This window comes from Lentzea guizhouensis (assembly GCF_001701025.1).
Lineage (GTDB): Bacteria > Actinomycetota > Actinomycetes > Mycobacteriales > Pseudonocardiaceae > Lentzea > Lentzea guizhouensis.
Window position 1 is genome coordinate 5929820 of sequence record NZ_CP016793.1, and the last position, 16498, is coordinate 5946317.

Annotated in this window: 14 protein-coding genes and 2 pseudogenes; 10 read left to right on the forward strand and 6 right to left on the reverse strand. The window is 71.5% G+C overall.

Features of this window, described 5'->3' with window-relative positions; all coding sequences use genetic code 11:
• Positions 1-51: 51 nt before the first annotated feature.
• The 4 genes and pseudogenes from BBK82_RS56830 to BBK82_RS29075 all read left to right on the forward strand — a co-directional run.
• A pseudogene (locus tag BBK82_RS56830) lies at positions 52-1416 on the forward strand (Hint domain-containing protein); the annotation flags it as partial.
• 30 nt (positions 1417-1446) lie between these two features.
• Positions 1447-2085 (forward strand): annotated as a pseudogene (locus BBK82_RS56835) (toprim domain-containing protein); the annotation flags it as partial.
• Between the two features lie 31 nt (positions 2086-2116).
• Positions 2117-4597 carry a DNA gyrase/topoisomerase IV subunit A gene (locus BBK82_RS29070; protein WP_065917839.1) on the forward strand — a complete coding sequence of 827 codons (2481 nt, stop codon included), beginning with the start codon at positions 2117-2119 and terminating at the stop codon, positions 4595-4597.
• Positions 4598-5113 carry a GNAT family N-acetyltransferase gene (locus BBK82_RS29075; protein WP_065917840.1) on the forward strand — a complete coding sequence of 172 codons (516 nt, stop codon included), beginning with the start codon at positions 4598-4600 and terminating at the stop codon, positions 5111-5113. It abuts the gene before it with no gap.
• A 10-nt stretch (positions 5114-5123) separates the two neighbouring features.
• On the opposite strand, the gene BBK82_RS29080 is transcribed toward BBK82_RS29075, so the two are convergent.
• Positions 5124-5498, reverse strand: coding sequence for a cysteine/serine endopeptidase inhibitor (locus BBK82_RS29080; protein WP_065917841.1), 375 nt, complete (start codon positions 5496-5498; stop codon positions 5124-5126).
• Between the two features lie 144 nt (positions 5499-5642).
• Positions 5643-6203, reverse strand: coding sequence for a DivIVA domain-containing protein (locus BBK82_RS29085; RefSeq protein WP_065917842.1), 561 nt, complete (start codon positions 6201-6203; stop codon positions 5643-5645).
• A 96-nt stretch (positions 6204-6299) separates the two neighbouring features.
• On the opposite strand from BBK82_RS29085, the gene BBK82_RS29090 reads away from it, so the two are divergent.
• From BBK82_RS29090 to BBK82_RS29105, 4 genes are all read left to right on the forward strand, one after another.
• Positions 6300-6671 (forward strand): YchJ family protein, encoded by a 372-nt coding sequence (locus tag BBK82_RS29090; protein WP_154697571.1) that lies wholly within the window; start codon positions 6300-6302, stop codon positions 6669-6671.
• A complete protein-coding gene (locus tag BBK82_RS29095; protein WP_065917844.1) occupies positions 6668-7354 on the forward strand; it encodes a hypothetical protein in 687 nt (228 codons plus the stop codon). The genes BBK82_RS29090 and BBK82_RS29095 overlap by 4 nt, the downstream gene beginning before the upstream one ends.
• 173 nt (positions 7355-7527) lie before the next feature.
• Entirely contained in the window at positions 7528-10263 is a 2736-nt protein-coding gene (locus tag BBK82_RS52390) for a hypothetical protein (protein ID WP_179953710.1), read from the forward strand.
• 62 nt (positions 10264-10325) lie between these two features.
• Positions 10326-11108, forward strand: coding sequence for a carboxylesterase family protein (locus BBK82_RS29105; RefSeq protein ID WP_065917845.1), 783 nt, complete (start codon positions 10326-10328; stop codon positions 11106-11108).
• Here the strand turns inward: BBK82_RS29105 and BBK82_RS29110 are convergent.
• Complete coding sequence (locus BBK82_RS29110) at positions 11092-12096, reverse strand: GDSL-type esterase/lipase family protein (RefSeq protein WP_065917846.1); 1005 nt, start codon at positions 12094-12096, stop codon at positions 11092-11094. The two genes, BBK82_RS29105 and BBK82_RS29110, sit on opposite strands and share 17 nt — an antisense overlap.
• Before the next feature lie 188 nt (positions 12097-12284).
• On the opposite strand from BBK82_RS29110, the gene BBK82_RS29115 reads away from it, so the two are divergent.
• Together BBK82_RS29115 and BBK82_RS29120 are read left to right on the forward strand one after the other, a co-directional pair.
• Positions 12285-13223 carry a GlxA family transcriptional regulator gene (locus tag BBK82_RS29115; protein WP_237047638.1) on the forward strand — a complete coding sequence of 313 codons (939 nt, stop codon included), beginning with the start codon at positions 12285-12287 and terminating at the stop codon, positions 13221-13223.
• On the forward strand, positions 13223-13843 hold the full coding sequence (locus BBK82_RS29120; protein WP_065917848.1) for a DJ-1/PfpI family protein: 621 nt from the start codon (positions 13223-13225) through the stop codon (positions 13841-13843). The genes BBK82_RS29115 and BBK82_RS29120 overlap by 1 nt, the downstream gene beginning before the upstream one ends.
• Positions 13844-13971: 128 nt before the next feature.
• On the opposite strand, the gene BBK82_RS29125 is transcribed toward BBK82_RS29120, so the two are convergent.
• Genes BBK82_RS29125 through BBK82_RS49095 form a run of 3 tightly spaced genes read right to left on the reverse strand, consistent with a single transcriptional unit; the run spans position 13972 to position 16177 of the window.
• A complete protein-coding gene (locus tag BBK82_RS29125) occupies positions 13972-14589 on the reverse strand; it encodes an ATP-binding cassette domain-containing protein (RefSeq protein ID WP_154698038.1) in 618 nt (205 codons plus the stop codon).
• Entirely contained in the window at positions 14589-15188 is a 600-nt protein-coding gene (locus BBK82_RS29130) for an ABC transporter ATP-binding protein (RefSeq protein ID WP_237047639.1), read from the reverse strand. The genes BBK82_RS29125 and BBK82_RS29130 overlap by 1 nt, the downstream gene beginning before the upstream one ends.
• A complete protein-coding gene (locus tag BBK82_RS49095; RefSeq protein WP_170067979.1) occupies positions 15185-16177 on the reverse strand; it encodes a hypothetical protein in 993 nt (330 codons plus the stop codon). The genes BBK82_RS29130 and BBK82_RS49095 overlap by 4 nt, the downstream gene beginning before the upstream one ends.
• Between the last annotated feature and the right edge of the window lie 321 nt (positions 16178-16498).

Consider the following 16498-nt stretch of genomic DNA (forward strand, 5'->3'; position numbering starts at 1 on the left):
GGAGAAACGCAGGTCGCGTTGGCGTCGGGCAAGTCGCTGTCGTTCCTGGAGCTGGTCGAGGACTGGCAGCGCGGTGTGACGCACTTCGGCTACGCCACCAACAAGGCAGGCCGTGTCGTCGTCGTGCCGCTGGTCGAGCCGCGACTGACGAAGAAGGACGCGCCGCTGGTCAGGGTGACCCTGGACGACGGCGAGTCCGTTCGATGCACCCCGGACCACCTGTTCCGGCTGCGGGACGGCTCGTACCGCCGCGCCGACGCACTGCAGCCCGGCGACTCGCTCATGCCGCTGTACCGGTCGGTGTCGTCGAAGGCCGAGGGCCACAACCTCGACGGCTACGAGCGGGTGTGGATGAACGACCGGCAGGAGTGGGTCTACACCCACTACCTCGCCGACGCGTACAACCTGCGCCACGGTCTTGACCAGGCAGCCAATGGCAACGTCCGCCACCACGTCGACGTGAACAAGCGCAACAAGGACCCCCGCAACCTCAAGCGGATGACGTGGGAAGACCACGCCGCACTGCACGCCGCGATGATGGGCCCGCACGTGCACGAGGGCTACCGGGCCTGGCTCGCGGCCGGTGGCACCGAGTTCAAGTCGGCGATGCTGTCCGAGCAGTGGAAGGACCAGGAGTTCCGGGCGTCGTGCCTGGCCAGGCTGGCCGCCCGGAACCAGGACCCGGCTTTCCGCGAGCGCATCGACCAGGGCTTCCAGAACTGGTACACCTCGCTGAGCGAGGACGAGAAGGCCGCGTACGCCGAGCGCATGCGTGCCCTGCAAGCCGAGTACTGGGCCAAGCCGGAGCACCGCGCCGCAGCCGCCGAGCGGGTGCGGGCGTTCTTCGCCCAGCCCGGCAAGCGGGAAGAGTGGCGTGAACGTTCCCTGGCCCAGTGGCAGGACGAAGAGCTGCTGGCCTGGCGTTCGCGCACCAGCACCGAGCAGTTCGCCGACCCCGCCGAGCGGCAGCGCCAGCGCGACGCGGTCGTCGCGTGGCGCGAGAACAACCCGGAGTTCGGCCGCGAACACTCGGCGCGGATGAAGCAGCGGATGGCCGATGAGTCCACCGGCCACCTGGAGAAGGTCCAGGCCGGTCGCCGCCGTTACGTCGAGTCGACGTCGCGTGAGGAGAGGGTGGCCAAGCAGCGCGAGGGCCGCCGGATCGCCGCGCTGAAGCGGCTGGCTCCGATGCTGGAGCTGAAGTCCGACTTCGAGCTGGCGTTGTCCTACGAGCTCGACCGCAGGCAGAACGCGAAGACCGGACTGCGGTTCCTGAACGTCCTGGCGCACTACGACGACGACTTCGCGCGACTGCGGGAAGCGGCGACGATGGTGAACCACACGGTCGCCTCGGTCGAGGCGTTGCCGGAGCGCGAGGACGTCTACGACCTGACCGTGGACGGCTACCACAACTTCGCGCTTGAAGCCGGCGTGTTCGTGCACAACAGCGCGCGCATGGCTCGCGTTTCGGAGTACCAGGCGCTGCTTCCCTTGCGCGGCAAGATCTTGAACGTCCAGAAGGCCTCCCTCGCCGACACCCTGCGCAACGCCGAGATCGCCTCCATCGTCCAGGTCCTCGGCGCCGGCACCGGCCGCACCTTCGACATCTCGCAGATGCGCTACGGCCGCGTGATCCTGATGGCGGACGCGGACGTCGACGGCAGCCACATCCGGACGTTGCTGATCACGTTGTTCGCCAAGTACATGCGCCCGGTGATCGAGGACGGCCGCCTGTACGCCGCCATGCCCCCGTTGCACAAGGTGATGACCCGCGGCCGCAACCCCGAGACGCACTTCACCTTCACCCAGCGGCAGATGGAGCAGAAGGTCGCGCAGCTGGAGAAGGCCGGCAAGCAGGTCGTGACGCCGGTGCCGCGGTTCAAGGGTCTGGGCGAGATGGACGCGGACGAGCTGTGGGAGACCACGATGAACCCGGCCACCCGCAGTGTCCGCCGGATCACGATGGACGACGTCGAGGCGGCCGAGATCGCGCTCGAACTGCTGATGGGCGAGAAGGTCGAGCCCCGGCGCAACTGGCTCGTGGAGTCGGCCGCGCGGGTCGACCAGTCGGCCATCGACCTCTAAGCGTTCACAAGACAGACGGAGTAACTCAGTCATGGCACGCCGCAAGGGAACCACGACCAAGGTCGACCCCGCCGCGTTCGACCGGGCCGGCGCCCAGGTGCTCGACAACTCGCTGAAGACGGAGATCGAGGACTCGTACCTGGAGTACGCGTACTCGGTCATCCACTCGCGGGCGTTGCCGGACGCGCGGGACGGTCTGAAGCCGGTGCACCGCCGGATCCTCTACTCGATGAACCAGAACGGGCAGAGGCCGAACACTCCGTACGTGAAGTCGTCGCGCGTCGTCGGTGACACCATGGGCCGGTACCACCCGCACGGTGACACGGCGATCTACGACGCGTTGGTGCGGCTTGCGCAGGACTTCAGCCTCAACGAGCCGTTGATCGACGGGCACGGAAATTTTGGTTCCCCGGACGATGGACCGGCGGCGTCCCGATACACCGAGTGCCGCATGTCGCCGGTCGCGATGCAGCTGGTCGGCGAGCTCAACGAGGAGACCGTCGACTTCCGGCCGAACTACGACGGGTCGCTGGAAGAGCCGAGCGTGCTGCCGGCGGCGTTCCCGAACCTGCTGGTCAACGGCACGTCCGGGATCGCGGTCGGCATGGCGACGAACATGATCCCGCACAACCTGCGCGAGGTCGTCGGTGCGGCGCGGTGGCTGATCACGCACCCGAACGCCGACCTCGACAAGCTCATGGAGTTCGTGCCGGGGCCCGACCTGCCGACGGGTGGCCTGCTGCTGGGGCTCGACGAGGTCAGGAAGGCCTACGAGACCGGGCGCGGTGTGGTCAGGATGCGTGCCAAGGTCGAGATCGGGCCGCTGGAGGGGTCGCGGGGGCGGCAGGCCATCACGGTGACCGAGCTGCCGTACGGCGTGGGTGCGGAGCGGATCGTCGAGAAGATCACCGACGAGGTGAACAAGTCCAAGCGGCTGACCGGCATCGCGGACGTCAAGGACCTCACCGACCGGGAGAACGGCATCCGGCTGGTCATCGAGTGCAAGGTCGGCGTGAACCCGCAGGCGTTGCTGGCGGACCTGTACCGGCTGACGCCGATGGAGCAGTCGTTCGGCATCAACAACCTGGTGCTGGTCGACGGGCAGCCGCGGACGCTCGGGCTCAAGGAGCTGCTGGAGGTCTTCCTGCGGCACCGCTACGACGTCGTCACGCGCCGCACGAAGTTCCGCCGGCGCAAGCGCGAGGAGCGGTTGCACCTGGTCGAGGGTCTGCTGAAGGCGCTGCTCGACATCGACAAGGTCATCAGGCTGATCCGGGGCAGCGACAACGCCGCTGCCGCGAAGGACGGCCTGATGAAGCAGTTCAGGCTGTCGGAGATCCAGGCGTCCTACATCCTCGACACGCCGCTGCGCCGCCTCACCAAGTACGACAAGATCGAGCTGGAGGGTGAGCAGGACAAGCTCACCGAGGAGATCGCCGAGCTGACCACGATCCTGGAGGACGAGGGCGTTCTCAAGAAGCTCGTGTCGGCCGAGCTGGCCGCGGTGACCAAGGAGCTCGGCGGCGAACGCAGGACGAGCCTGATCGACGGTGACCTCAAGGAGGTGCTGGCGGCGTCGAAGCCGGCCGGGCCGCTGGAGGTCGCCGACGACCCGTGCCAGGTGATCCTGAGCGCCACCGGGCTCGTCGCGCGGACCGCGGCGGAGTCGGAGGAGGCCTCGGAGGGCAAGCGGCGCGCGGGCCGGGTGAAGCACGACGCGGTGTCGGCGCTGGTGCACTCGACGGCGCGCGGGCAGGTCGTGCTGGTCACGAACCTGGGCCGGGCGTTCAAGACCGACGTGCTGCCGTTGCCGGTGCTGCCGGAGCAGAGCGGCACGGTGTCGCTGCGCGGTGGCATGGCGGCGAGCGAGCTGGTGCCGTTGGAGAAGGGCGAGAAGGTCGTCGGCATCGCGCCGCTCGACCCGAAGGACTCGCCGGGCATCGCGCTCGGCACGAAGCTCGGCACGGTCAAGATCTGCTCGCCGGAGTGGCCGGTGCGGTCGGACGAGTTCGAGGTCATCACCCTCAAGGACGGCGACGAGGTCGTCGGCGCGACCTGGCTGGACGACGGCACGGAGACGCTCGCGTTCGTCAGCTCGGACTCGTCGTTGCTGCGCTACGACGCGAAGCTGGTTCGGCCGCAGGGGCTCAAGGGCGGCGGCATGGCGGGCATCAACCTCAGCGGTGACGCGCACGTGGTGTTCTTCGGCGCCATCAAGACGAACGACGACAAGCACGGCGAGCCGATGGTGGTCACGTCCAGCGGGCAGAGCGTCAAGGTCACCCCGTTCTCCGAGTACCCGGCCAAGGGGCGGGCGACGGGCGGGGTGCGGTCGCAGCGGTTCCTCAAGGGCGAGACGCACCTGGTGGTGGCGTGGATCGGCTCCCGCCCGGCCGGGGCGGACGACAAGGGTTCGCCGGTCGAGCTGCCCGAGATCGACCCGCGCCGCGACGGGTCCGGGCACCTGCACCCCGGCCCGGACGTGGTGGGCCACCTGATCGAGAGGGACTAGTTGTTCCGCAGGGTCGAAGCCGGCGAGGGCGAGGCGTTGGCCGACTTCCTCGCCGGCGAGCCGTGGCCGTTCCACGTGCACACCGCGGTGGAACGGGCTGACGTGCTCGAACGGGTCAAGGCCGGCTACTACGACGAGACGTACTGGATCGAGGTGGCGGGGGAGCGGGCCGGGATCGTCCGGCTGTTCGACCTGCAGGACGAGACGCCGATGTTCGACCTGCGGGTCAGCGAACGGCACCGCGGCCGCGGCCTGGGCCGGGCGGCGGTCCGCTGGCTCACCGACGAGGTCTTCGGCGAGCACCCGCACGTCGAGCGGATCGAGGCCACGACCAGGCAGGACAACCTGGCGATGCGCCGCGTGCTGAAGCAGTGCGGGTACGTCAAGGAGGCCCACTACCGCCGGGCGTGGCCGGACGGTGACGGCCGCAGGCTCGACTCGGTCGGGTACGCGGTCATCCGGCACGACTGGCAGACGGGCGAGACCACCGTGCCGGACTTCCACGACGAGGACTAGGACGCGCAGGTCAGACGATCTGCCAGGTCACCGGCTGGAGCACACCGGCGTTCGGGTCGCCGAGCTGCCGGAACGCCGGCTCGCTGAGGTCGATGTGCGTGTTGTCGCAGCCGAAGCACTTGTCCTTGACGGGCACCGTGATGGTCCTGCCGTTGTAGGTGACCCGCACCTGCTTGGTGCACAGCGGGTCGTTGTTCGGGTTCGGCGTCGTCCACAGGCCCTTCGGGACGGCGACCAGCAGCTGCGTGCTCGCGTCGATCTGCGTGCCGCAGGCGCCGTAGCCCCTGTCGTTGTAGTAGGTGGCCTTGCCGGTGACCGCGGCCGCGGTTCCGGTGCCGGACAGCAGAGCGGTGATCAGTGTCATCAGCAGGGCGGTGACACGCATGACTTCCCCTCGTTCTCCGATTGGTTGGGACCAATCGGAGAACGTAGAGGGGAAACCGGTGCGGAGACCTTTTGAGACGGCGGTTTCAGCCGGTGGCAGGAACGGATGACGCCTTCGGCCACCGCTGCCGGGCGCACGGTCACGTCATGTGTCCTGCTCGATTCCGGCGCGTCGCACCTTCGCCTCGGCGATGATCCGTTCGGCCTCGTCCAGCGCCACGTTGCGCAGTTCCGCCAGCGCGCGCATGGCCTCGGCGCGGCGGGCGGACATGGCGAGCCGGAAGTCCTCGCGGACCTCCTCCCGCTTGGCCGCCGCTCCCTCGTCGAGGGCACGGGCGCGCGCCTCGGCCTCTCCGACGATCATCAACGCCTTGAGCTGCGCGTCCCTGATGACCTCGCGGCGTTCCTCCTCGGCCAGCGCGACCATGCGCGCGAGCCGTTCGGGGAGCCCCTTGGGGTCGATCGGGGTCAGGCAGATGCGGTGCAGGCCGTCCCGCAGCGCGTCGTTCTCCTCCTGCACCGACATCAACCTGCTGGCCAGGGCGTCGGCGCGGGCCTCTGAGGCGTCCCGGTCAGCGGTGACCAGGCGCAGCTCGGACTCCAGCTCGGCGACGTAGTCGTCCACCTCGTCGCGGTCGTAGCCGCGCCAGCGCAGCCCGAACCACGTGCGCAGCGGAACCAGGTCCACCCTGCTCTCGACGGTCACGTGCGGCCTCCTATGCCTCCCGCGAGTCAGTCCTGACAGGGGGTACGTATGCGGTGCGACATCGGTTCTAACGGGTTCACCAGGCACAATGTGGACGTGACCACCAAACTGTGTCCCTGCGGCACCGGTCAGTCCTATGTGGACTGTTGCGGTGCGCTCCACTCCGGTGCCCGCACGGCGGCCACGGCGGAGCAGCTGATGCGTTCCCGGTACAGCGCTTTCGCGGTGTCCGATGAGGACTACCTGCTGCGCACGTGGCACTCGCGGTACCGGCCGGAGAGCGCGGGAACGGCGGACAACGACCGCTGGCTGAAGCTCGAGATCCTGGACACCGAGAACGGCGGGCTGCTCCAGACCGAGGGCGTCGTGGAGTTCCGGGCGCACTACGTGGGCGGTGTCGTGCACGAGCGCAGCCGGTTCGCGCGGGAGAACGGCCAGTGGGTCTACCTGGAGGGCGACCAGAAGTGAACCCGGACGTGACCACGGTGAAGATCGAGAGCAGGTTCAACGGCCCGCCGGGGATGGGCAACGGCGGGTACGTCTCCGGCCGGCTGGCCGCGCACGTGGGCACCGGTCCGGTGCGCGTCCGGCTCCGCAAGCCGGTGCCGCTCGACCGGGAGATGCAGGTCAGCGGCGGTGAGCTGCTCGACGGTGACGTGGTGATCGCCTCGGCGGAGCCCGCGGAGCTCGACCTGGAGGTCCCGGCCGCGCCGAGCATCGACGAGGCCCGCGCGGCGTCCGCGGAGGTGCCGTGGCGCGACCGGCACCCCTTCCCGACGTGCTTCGGGTGCGGTCCCGGTCGTGAGGACGGCATCGGCGCTGCTCGGGCCGCTGGCGGGGCGTGGGAGTGGGCCGGCGTCTGGCGCCCCACCGCCGTGCTGCCCCACGACGGCGGCAGCGTCCTGCCGGAGGTCGTCTGGGCGGCGCTGGACTGCCCGTCGGCCCAGCCGGTGGCGCCCGATGGTGGTCCCGCGTTCGTGTTGGGCACCTTTGTCGCCCAGGTGGAGCAACCGGTGGCCCTCGATGTGGACCACGTGCTGCTGGCGTGGGAACTTGGCCGGGAGGGGCGCAAGGCGTACTCCGCGTCGGCGATCATCGGTCCGCACGGTGTGTGCGGCCGGGCGACGGCAGTGTGGGTATCGATCGGATGAGACCAAATAACCCGACTGGGTGACAGCGTGATCGCGCGTCTTGATAGCGTGCACGACCGTTGCCCGGTTACACCGAAAGGGCGAGTGAACGGGATGGCACGGAGGTGATCAGGCGCTTGATGGGCCGACGTGCCGCCGCCCGCGGCGACCAACAGACGCAACAGGTGCAGCCGATGCACGCACAGGCCCAGGAACAGGCGCTGCCGCCGGTCGAGCAGGCCTCGGTCCAGGGCTACGAAGCGCCGTCGTACGAGACACCGTCGTACGAGGCCCCGTCCTACGACTACGAGCCGGAGCCGGTGCCCCAGCGGACGCCGTACGCGGCGAACTTCGTCGGTGCCACGCTCGTCGTCTCCGCACCGGAGGGGCCCGGCCAGGGCGCGACCGGTCTCGCGCGCACCCTGCCGGCCGACCGCGGCCGCACCGTGGTCGTCGTCGACTTCCCGGGCGGTGACCAGTCCACGTTCTGGCCGCACGTCGTGACCGCGCTCAGCGGTCGCGGGCCGATCCGGCTCGCGGTCTCGCACGCGGGCACCATGCGCCCCACCGCGCCCGCGCAGTGGCTCGCCGAGCAGCTGCAGGCCGAGGTCGTGGCGCCGGACGGCGTGCTGACCACGGTGCCGGGAGCGGCGTTCGTGGTCGGCACCCAGGGCTACGGCAGCTGGGTGCGGTTCCAGCCGAACGCCTCGCCGATGCCGTTCGGCCGCCGCTTCCCGGTGCCGCAGTGGGAGGCGATGGACCCGAACTCGCCGTGGCCCACCGGAGAGATCGGCATCTCCGAACCCATCCCGTCCGGCCTGTGGCTGCGCGCGCAGCAGCCGCCGTTCGACCCGGCCGCGCAGGACTCCCGGCCGATCGTGGCGCTGCCGTGCCGCGACAACGTGCTGACCGTGGTCGTCGGCGGTCCCGGCCAGTCGGGCATCCCCACCGAGGAGGTCTGCCGGCTGCTCACCGCGCTGCCGCAGGCCGCCCGGTCCCGCGTGCGGCTGGTGCCCTATGGCGTCGACTCGGCGCTGGGCCAGCAGGTGGCCGACGAGCTGGGCGAGCCGATCGCCATGTTCACCGGCCTGCCCGTGGGCAACCTGAGGGGCGGCGGCCCCGCGGTCATCGCGGTCGACCCGCGCGGGCAGCAGACGTGGCGGCCGTTCGTGACCGAGGTGCAGTGCGTCCCGCACGAGAGCGTGCCGGTCGTGTCCGGCTACCGCGCACCCGTGCAGGGGCTGAGCGAGGTCTCTCCGGGCGTGTTCGCGCTGGGCGAGGGCGTGGTGCTGGAGGTCGTGCCGTCCGGCCTGTGGGTGCGTGAGGCCGACGAGCCGTACAACGCCTCCGAGGTCCGGTCCCAGGCCGTCGACCCGGAGTGGGCGCGGCTGACCGTGGGAACTCCTGGGCGCACGACGCCCGGTGCGGTCGCGGTGCACGGCGCTGCTCTCGTTGAGCGCCTTGAGCCCGAGGTGCGCAAGCTGCTGCGGCTGGTCTTCTGCGACGCCACGGTGTCGCCGCCTCCGCCGCCCGCGCCGCAGCACGCCGCTCCCGTGCACGCCGCGGAGACGACCGCGACGTTCGGTGTGACCGCGGGAGCCGAGGCGGCGCCCGCGAGCGCGGCTGCGTCGAGCTCAGGGCCGGGGACGAACATCGCGGCGGCACTGGGTGCGGCCTCGCACGCGTTGTCGCAGCGGGACTCGACGGACAACGGCACCGGGTTCTTCGCCGCGGTGACGCCGGTCGAGCCCGACCGGCCGGCCTACGCGAGCATCGAGCCGGACCGACCGGCACGGCCCACCTTCGGCGGCGGCGTGTCGGGCGAGTACGAGCAGCGGCCGGTCTACGACCCCGAGCCGCGGGCCACGTTCGCGGGCATCCCGGTCGGCACCGAGACGCCCGCCCGGTCCTCGTACGAGTCCGAGCCGCGGGCGACCTTCGCGGGCATCCCGGTCGACACCGACGCGCCGGCCCGTCCGGCGTTCGGCGCGGTGACCGAGTCCGAACCCCCTGCCAGACCGGCGTTCGGAGCCGTCACCGCCGAGGCCGGTCCCGCGATGGCGACCGTGACCTCACACGCGCTGGCCGAGTCCGAGGAGGCCGCGTACCCGTCGTCGGACCCGGACGCCGCCGCCGTGCGGTTCCGCGTCGACGGCCCGCTGCCCGCCCAGCCACTGGCCTCCTGGGAGCTCCCGGCCCAGAACACCGGTGAACGCGAGACCGTGGCGCCCGACCACAGCAGCTCCGACGTCGAACGGGACGCCGTGCGCCGTGCTCTGGGCGAGCGCTACGGCGTGCACGCGGCGACCGTGTGCCGGCTGCTGGCGCAACGGCCGGACGCCGAGGAGGACCCGGCGGCGTTCGAGGCGATGGTCACCGACCTGACGGCCCTGCTCGCGTGTGTGTCGCAGGACGAGGAGATGGTCGTCGACACGCTCCGCATGGGGCGTCTCGGCCGGTTGCGGCCCTACGTCGCGTGCATCGTCTCCGGCCTGAACCGGCTGCCGGTGCACAACGGCGTGGCGACGGTCTGGGGCGTCAGCGGACCGACCGGGCCGCGCCGCTACCGCAGCGGTGACGTCCTGGTCGAGCACGGCCTGCTGGACGCCGTCGCGAACCCCGCCCAGCGCGTCGAGGGCGCGGTCGAGTACCTGCTGTGGTCGGTCAGCGGCCGCCGCGTCGAGGTCGCCGACCGGGTCGCCGTCGCCACCGAGGAACGCGTCGTCTTCCCGCCCGGCACCGGGTTCCGGGTGCTCGCGGTCGCCGAGGCCGAGGGTGACCACCCGATGCAGGTGCTGCTGCAGGAGATGGCGGGACCCGCGGCCGAGCAGGAGATCGCGAACACGCGGCCGAGCGTGCTGTCGCAGCTGGAGCGGGCGGCGGCGAACCTGCGGGTGCTGCCGTCGGTGCCGATCGCGGTGCAGGCCTGACCGCGTTCCTGGGAGTCCGGTACGCCGAACCGGCGGTCGGCCCGCTGCGCCTGAGTCCACCGGTGGACTGCGACGGCGAGCCGGCCGGTGAGTTCGGCGACCGGCACACGCTCAACGTCTGGTCCACATCGGACAGTGCAGCACCGGTGCTGCTGTGGGTCCACGGCGGCGCCAACACCGTCGGCTCCGCCGCTCAACCCGAGTACGCCGGTGACGTCCTGGCCGAGCTGGGCGTCGTGTTCGTCAGCTGCGACTACCGCCTCGCCGAGGACGGATATGGCGCGGTGGAAGGCTTTCCGCACAACCGCGGGTTGCTCGACGTCGTCTCGGCGCTGCGCTGGATCCAGCGCAACATCGCGGCGTACGGCGGCGATCCCGGCAACGTCACGGTCGCCGGGCAGTCGTCCGGCGCGCAGGCCGTGGCGAGCCTGATGGTCATGCCCGCGGCGAAAGGCCTGTTCCACAAGGCGATCGCGCACAGCCTCGCCGGCCGGTTCTTCACGCCGGAGGAAGCCGCGCGGATCCAGCGGGAGAAGCCGGCGGACGTCGTGCTGTACCAGCCGATCATCGACGGCGGCACCGTGCCGCGCAGCCCGCTGGAAGGTCCGTACGACGTGGACCTGCTGGTGTGCCACACGGCCGATGAGGACGAGGAACTGTTCCAGCGCCCCACGATGCGCTTCGCCGACGCGGCCAACGCCTACCGCTCGGTCTACGCGCGCACGCCCGCACACCACGGCGCCGACGTTCCCGCCATGTTCCGCGGTGACATCGCACGGGCGTGGGCGAGGTTCGCGCACACCGGCGACCCCGGCTGGCCGCGCGAGGTCAGTTTTCGGTGGTGAGCCCGAGCGTGCCGTCCAGCCGCGGCACGCACGCCCCGTCGCCCTTGTCCACGGCCAGGAACTCGCTCAGGCAGTTCGCGAACTGCTGGTGCCCGCGGGCGTTGGGGTGGAACGACTCCTGCAACGCGTGCGCCGACCGCCGGTCGTCCTTGAGCCCGGCCCAGTCCAGCGTGAGCCGGGTGAACCACTCGTCGTCCGGCGACGACCCGCCGACGCACGCCTCGTGCCCCTCACCGGCCCGCGCCAGGTCGAGGAACCGGGCGCCGGCCTTCCCGGCCGCCGCGCGCAGCCCGTTCGACAGCTCCGGCACGCCCTCGTCGACGACCCACCGCAGGTCACTCGTGCGCAGCGGGCAGCCGGAGAGGTTCTGCAGCGACCTCGGCATGTCCGGCGCGACCGGCGCCGCGTAGGACTGCAGGACGAGCTGGTAGGACGAGTCGAGGTAACCCGAGTCGCGCATGGTCTGGCGGATGGCGTTCAGCGTGTTCTCCACCTTGGGCACCATCCTGGTGACCCGCTTCGTCCACTCCGGCGCGACCTTCGACGTGCAGTCGTTGCGGGCACCCCACGCCTGCACGCAGGTGTTGAGGATGTCCGCGAACTTCGGGTCGTCGTTCGCCCCGATCGCGACCACGAGAGCCACGACCCGGTGTGACCCGGCGATCCTGCGCAGCTGCGGCAGCTGCTCGTTGCGCAGCTTGTCCGAGTTCGCGCCGGAGCACGCCAGGTTGAAGCGCTCGTCGGCCTCGACGCGGGCCTTCATGATCGACGCCTCGCTGGAGCGGTGGCACCACGTGCCGCCGTCCTCGCCGTTCGTGCCCGGCTCGTAGGACCCGGCGCCCTCACCCGACAGGGTGCTGTCGCCGAGCGCGACCACCGCGGTCCTGGACTCGCGGTCGGGGTCGGACGGCGGTGGGAACGGGTGGTCGCTCACGACCAGCAAGATCGTCAGCACCACGATCGCCATCAGCGGGAGAACTCTGCGCATCGCGCACCAGCCTACCGACCCGCCCCCGCCGGCCCTCCGCCGCACGCGGGGCCCCTTTCGTGCGCCAGAAGAGTACGAAAGCTCCCCGCGTGCACTCCGGCGGTGGCCGAATGAGAGGGGGTAATGGCGTTGCCGCCATGGGGAGGGATGAGGAAAGTGGAGGTGTGGGGAATCTGAGGGAAATAGTCGTGGTCGGTTACGACCGCACGGCGTTGCTGGACCTGGCGGGACCGATAGAGGTGTTCCAAGCAGCGAACCACGGAGACCAGCGCTACCGCGTCACCGTGGCCACGCTCGGGGGAGAACCGTTCACCGCCACGGCGGGGGTGCGGATCGAGGCAGGAGCGGACCTGCGCACGCTCGACCGGCCCATCGACACGCTGCTCGTGGTGGGCGGCTGGGGGTATGACGAGGCCGCGACCGACCCGGTGCTCACGACGAACCTGCGCCGGCTCGCGCTGAAGTCGCGGCGGGTCGCGGGGGTGTGCACGGGCGCGGTGGTCCTGGCGGGGGCCGGGCTGCTCACCGGGAAGAAGGCCACGACGCACTGGGCGTTCACCGGCGAGCTGGAGGCACGCGGGGTCGACGTCGAACCGGACGCGATCTTCGTGTGCGACGGCCAGGTGGCCACCTCGGCGGGCGTGACCGCGGGCATCGACCTGTCGCTCGCCATGGTCGAGCAGGACCACGGGCCGGCGCTGGCCCGCCGGATCGCGCAGTACCTGGTCGTCTTCCTGCAGCGCTCCGGCGGCCAGTCGCAGTTCAGCGTGCACACCCGCACGCCACCGGTGTCCGACGACGCGCTGAGGGCGTTGCTGGACGCGATCCACGCCGACCCGACCCGCGAGTGGACCGTGCCGGTGATGGCGCGCAGGGCGATGATGAGCGTCCGCCACTTCGCCCGCGTCTTCTCGCGCAACGTCGGCATCTCGCCCGCGCAGTACGTCGAACGCGCCCGCGTCGAGGCCGCCGCCGACCGCCTCGCCAGCACCGGTGACGGGCTGGACCTGGTGGCGCGGCAGAGCGGTTTCGGCTCGGCGGAGACGCTGCGGCGGGCCTTCCTGCGCGTGCTCGGCGTGTCGCCGGGCAGTTACCGCGCCCGTTTCCGGACGACTGGGGTTGCCTGATGGACGTCGCCTACGTGCTCTACCCGAACATGACCGCGCTCGACCTGGTCGGGCCCTTCGAGGTGCTCGGCTGCGTGCCGGTGGTGTCACCGCGGTTCGTCGCGAGGACGCTCGACCCGGTGCGCTCGGACAACGGCCTGACCGTCGTGCCGACCGACACGTTCGACACGCTCAAGTCGGCGGACGTCGTCGTGGTGCCGGGCTCCGGGCACTGGAGGGAGGTGCTGCGCGAGTCGGCCGAGCTGGTCGCGTGGCTGCGGGAGGTGCACCCGACGACGAAGTGGACGACGTCGGTGTGCACGGGCTCGACGTTGCTCGCCGAGGCCGGGGTGGTCACGAAGGCGACCACGCACTGGGCCGCGCGCGAGGACCTGACGGTGCGCGGGGTCGAGGCGTGCACCGACCGGGTCGTGTTCGACGGCAAGGTCGTGACCGGCGCGGGGGTGTCGGCGGGCATCGACATGGCGTTGCAGCTGGTGGAACGGGAGTTCGGCACGGCGGTCGCGCAGACCGTGCAGGTCGGCATCGAGTACGACCCGCAGCCGCCGCACGCCTACGACTCGATCCCGCCGGAGGTGACGCAGAACCTCAGGTCGCTGTTCGCCGCGAGCCAGAGCTGACCTGGCCGCCGGTGAGCCGGGGCCGATCGGGCGGTCGGCGAGCCAGGGCTGGTCGGGTGACCGTCGAGCCAGGGCTGGTCCGGCGGTCGGCGAGCCAAGGCTGATCGGGCGGTCGGCGGACCTGGGCCTCAGGTCGTCGTCCGGCGCAGCCCCGAGCTGATCCGCCCGCCGGCCAGCTCCAGCACCCGGTCGGCGGCGGCGTGCACGGCGTCGTGGTGCGTGGCGATCAGCACCGCGGCGCCGTCGTCGGCGACCCTGCGCAGCACCCCGATCGCCGCCTCCGCGCTCGCCGCGTCCAGGTGGGCCGTGGGCTCGTCGGCCAGCAACGCCGACGGCCGCGCCACCACCGCACGCGCCAGCGCCGCCCGTTGCTGCTGCCCGAACGACACCTGCGCCGGGTACCGCCCGCCCAGGTCCCCGATCCCCAGCTCCGCCAGCACCCGTGCCACCGGGTCCGTCGCCAGTCCCCGCAACCGCAACGGCAGCGCGACGTTCTCCTCCAGCGTCAGCTCCGTCGCGAGCCCCAGCGACTGCGGCAGCACCGCGCACGCCGACCACGCCGCCGGCCCCGGCTCCACCGCCCCCGCGTCGGGGAAGTCGAAGCCGCACAGGATCGACAGCAACGCCGTCTTGCCCGACCCGGACGGCCCGCTCAGCGTCACGAACTCACCGGGTGCCACCACGAGGTCCACCCCGCGCAGCACCTCGACGCCGCCGAACGACCGCCGCACCCCGGCCGCGCTGATCACGACGCCACCAGCGGCACGCACAGGTCCGCCAGCTCGACCAGCCGCGGGTCGTGCGACGCGACCACCGCCGGTACCGGCAACGTCCTCAGCGTCTCCAGCACCAGGTCCGCCGAGCGCACGTCCAGCTGCGACGTCGGTTCGTCCGCCACCACGACGGAAGCCCCGCGCGCCAACGCGCACCCGAACGCCAGCCGTTGCTGCTGCCCGCCGGACAACGCCCCGATCCGCCACGTCGCCGAGTCGCCCAGCCCCAGCTGCTCCAGCAACGACAGGTCCGTCGCCCCCGCCGCCCGCAGGTTCTCACCGACCGTCAGGTGGCCGATCAGGTTGTCCGCCGGGTTCTGGAACACCACCGCGATCTCCTTGCGCCGCAAGGACCGCAGCTCCTTCCACGACAACCCGGACGTCGGCCGGTCACGCACGTAGACCTCACCCGCGGACGGCCGTTCGACCAGTGACAGCACCCGCAGCAACGTCGACTTGCCCGACCCCGACGGCCCGGACAGCACGGTGAGCCCGGCCGCGATGCCGAGCGACATGTCCGCGACCGCCCGCACCGCCCCGTAGGACACCCCGACACCACTGGCGCGAATCACCTGAGCAGCTCTCCCATCCGCGCGTTGCGCACGCCGCGCACCGCGAGCCACGCCGCCGCCGCGACCACCACACCACCGCACAACACCATCAAACCCAGCAACGGCACCAGGTTCGGCAACATCGGCGCCGGGTTCAGCCACGGCGCCGGGTCCAGCCTCGGCACCGCGGCACCGGCGCTCACGAACGACGCCACCGCACCGATCGCCACCGCGCACAACGCGACCGCGCCCACCTCCAGCAGGTGGCTCGACCACAGCACCGCGGGCTTCAGGCCCATCCGCGTGGACAGCGCGCCCGACACCGCGTTCTGCCGCCGCCGCACCTCGATCGCGAGCAACAGCGCCACCGCCGCCACCACGGCCAGCACGACGCCGATCGCCGCCACGAACCCGAACGTCCACTGCACGGTCAGGAACGGCAGTCCGTCGAGCACCTTCGCCCGGTCGACGACGTTCGTGTGGTGGATGCCCGCCTTCTGCAGCTCCGCGGTCAGCGCGCCCAGCGGCAGCGACGACCACAGGTGCCACGACCCGACCTGCTCCAGCGCGGGCACCGAATCCTTGGTGACCACGTATCCGCGCGTGCCGAGCTTCGGGAACGACGGCAGTTGCTCGGTCGGCTTCAGCAGCGGCAGCCCGGGGATCTGCATCTCCTGGTTCGCCGAGCGCCCGATCCGCACCGCGGAGGCGACCGCACCGGTCTTGCCCAGCCCGGCCAGCACCGTCCGCACCCGTGCCGGGTCCGCCACGATCGCCGCGTCGGTGAACGTCGCCGGCTCCACCACCAGCGCGCCGGAGCTCACCCCGACGACGGTCGTGTTGCCGCGCAACGCTTCCGGCAGCGCCACCTTGCCCGTGGCGACGTCCTGCGACACCTGCGCCGTGCTGTTCGCGCCGACGTACACACCGGACTTCGAGTCCAGCGCCGACTGCTGGGCGCCCGCGACCGAGCTGCCGACCGCGACCGTGCCGACCGCCAGCACGCCCACCAGCACCACCCGGTGACCGGCCCGGCCGCCGCCGCGAGCCGCCGCAACGCCAGCTGCGCCGCCGGCACCTGCCAGAACTGCACGCGGTGCGACCAGACGAGCGACCAGCGCAGCACCCGCGTCGCGAGCAACGCCGCCGCCAGCACCACCAGCAGCGGGAACGTCAGCGCCGCCGCGTCGATCCTCGGCAGCTCACCGACCTTGGGCCGGGTGCCCAGCCCGTTCTGCGCGAGCCGCACCCACGCCAGCACCGCGAGCCCGCCGACCGCCAGCTCCCACGGCAGCACCGCGAGCCGCCACCGCCGCGCCCGCCCCTGGAAC

Coding starts and splice junctions, on each gene's coding strand:
- BBK82_RS29120 (WP_065917848.1), top strand. CDS start 13,223: ATGGACGTCGCCTACGTGCTCTACCCGAACATGACCGCGCTCGACCTG.
- BBK82_RS29070 (WP_065917839.1), top strand. CDS start 2,117: ATGGCACGCCGCAAGGGAACCACGACCAAGGTCGACCCCGCCGCGTTC.
- BBK82_RS29110 (WP_065917846.1), bottom strand. CDS start 12,096: ATGCGCAGAGTTCTCCCGCTGATGGCGATCGTGGTGCTGACGATCTTG.
- BBK82_RS29080 (WP_065917841.1), bottom strand. CDS start 5,498: ATGCGTGTCACCGCCCTGCTGATGACACTGATCACCGCTCTGCTGTCC.
- BBK82_RS52390 (WP_179953710.1), top strand. CDS start 7,528: ATGCACGCACAGGCCCAGGAACAGGCGCTGCCGCCGGTCGAGCAGGCC.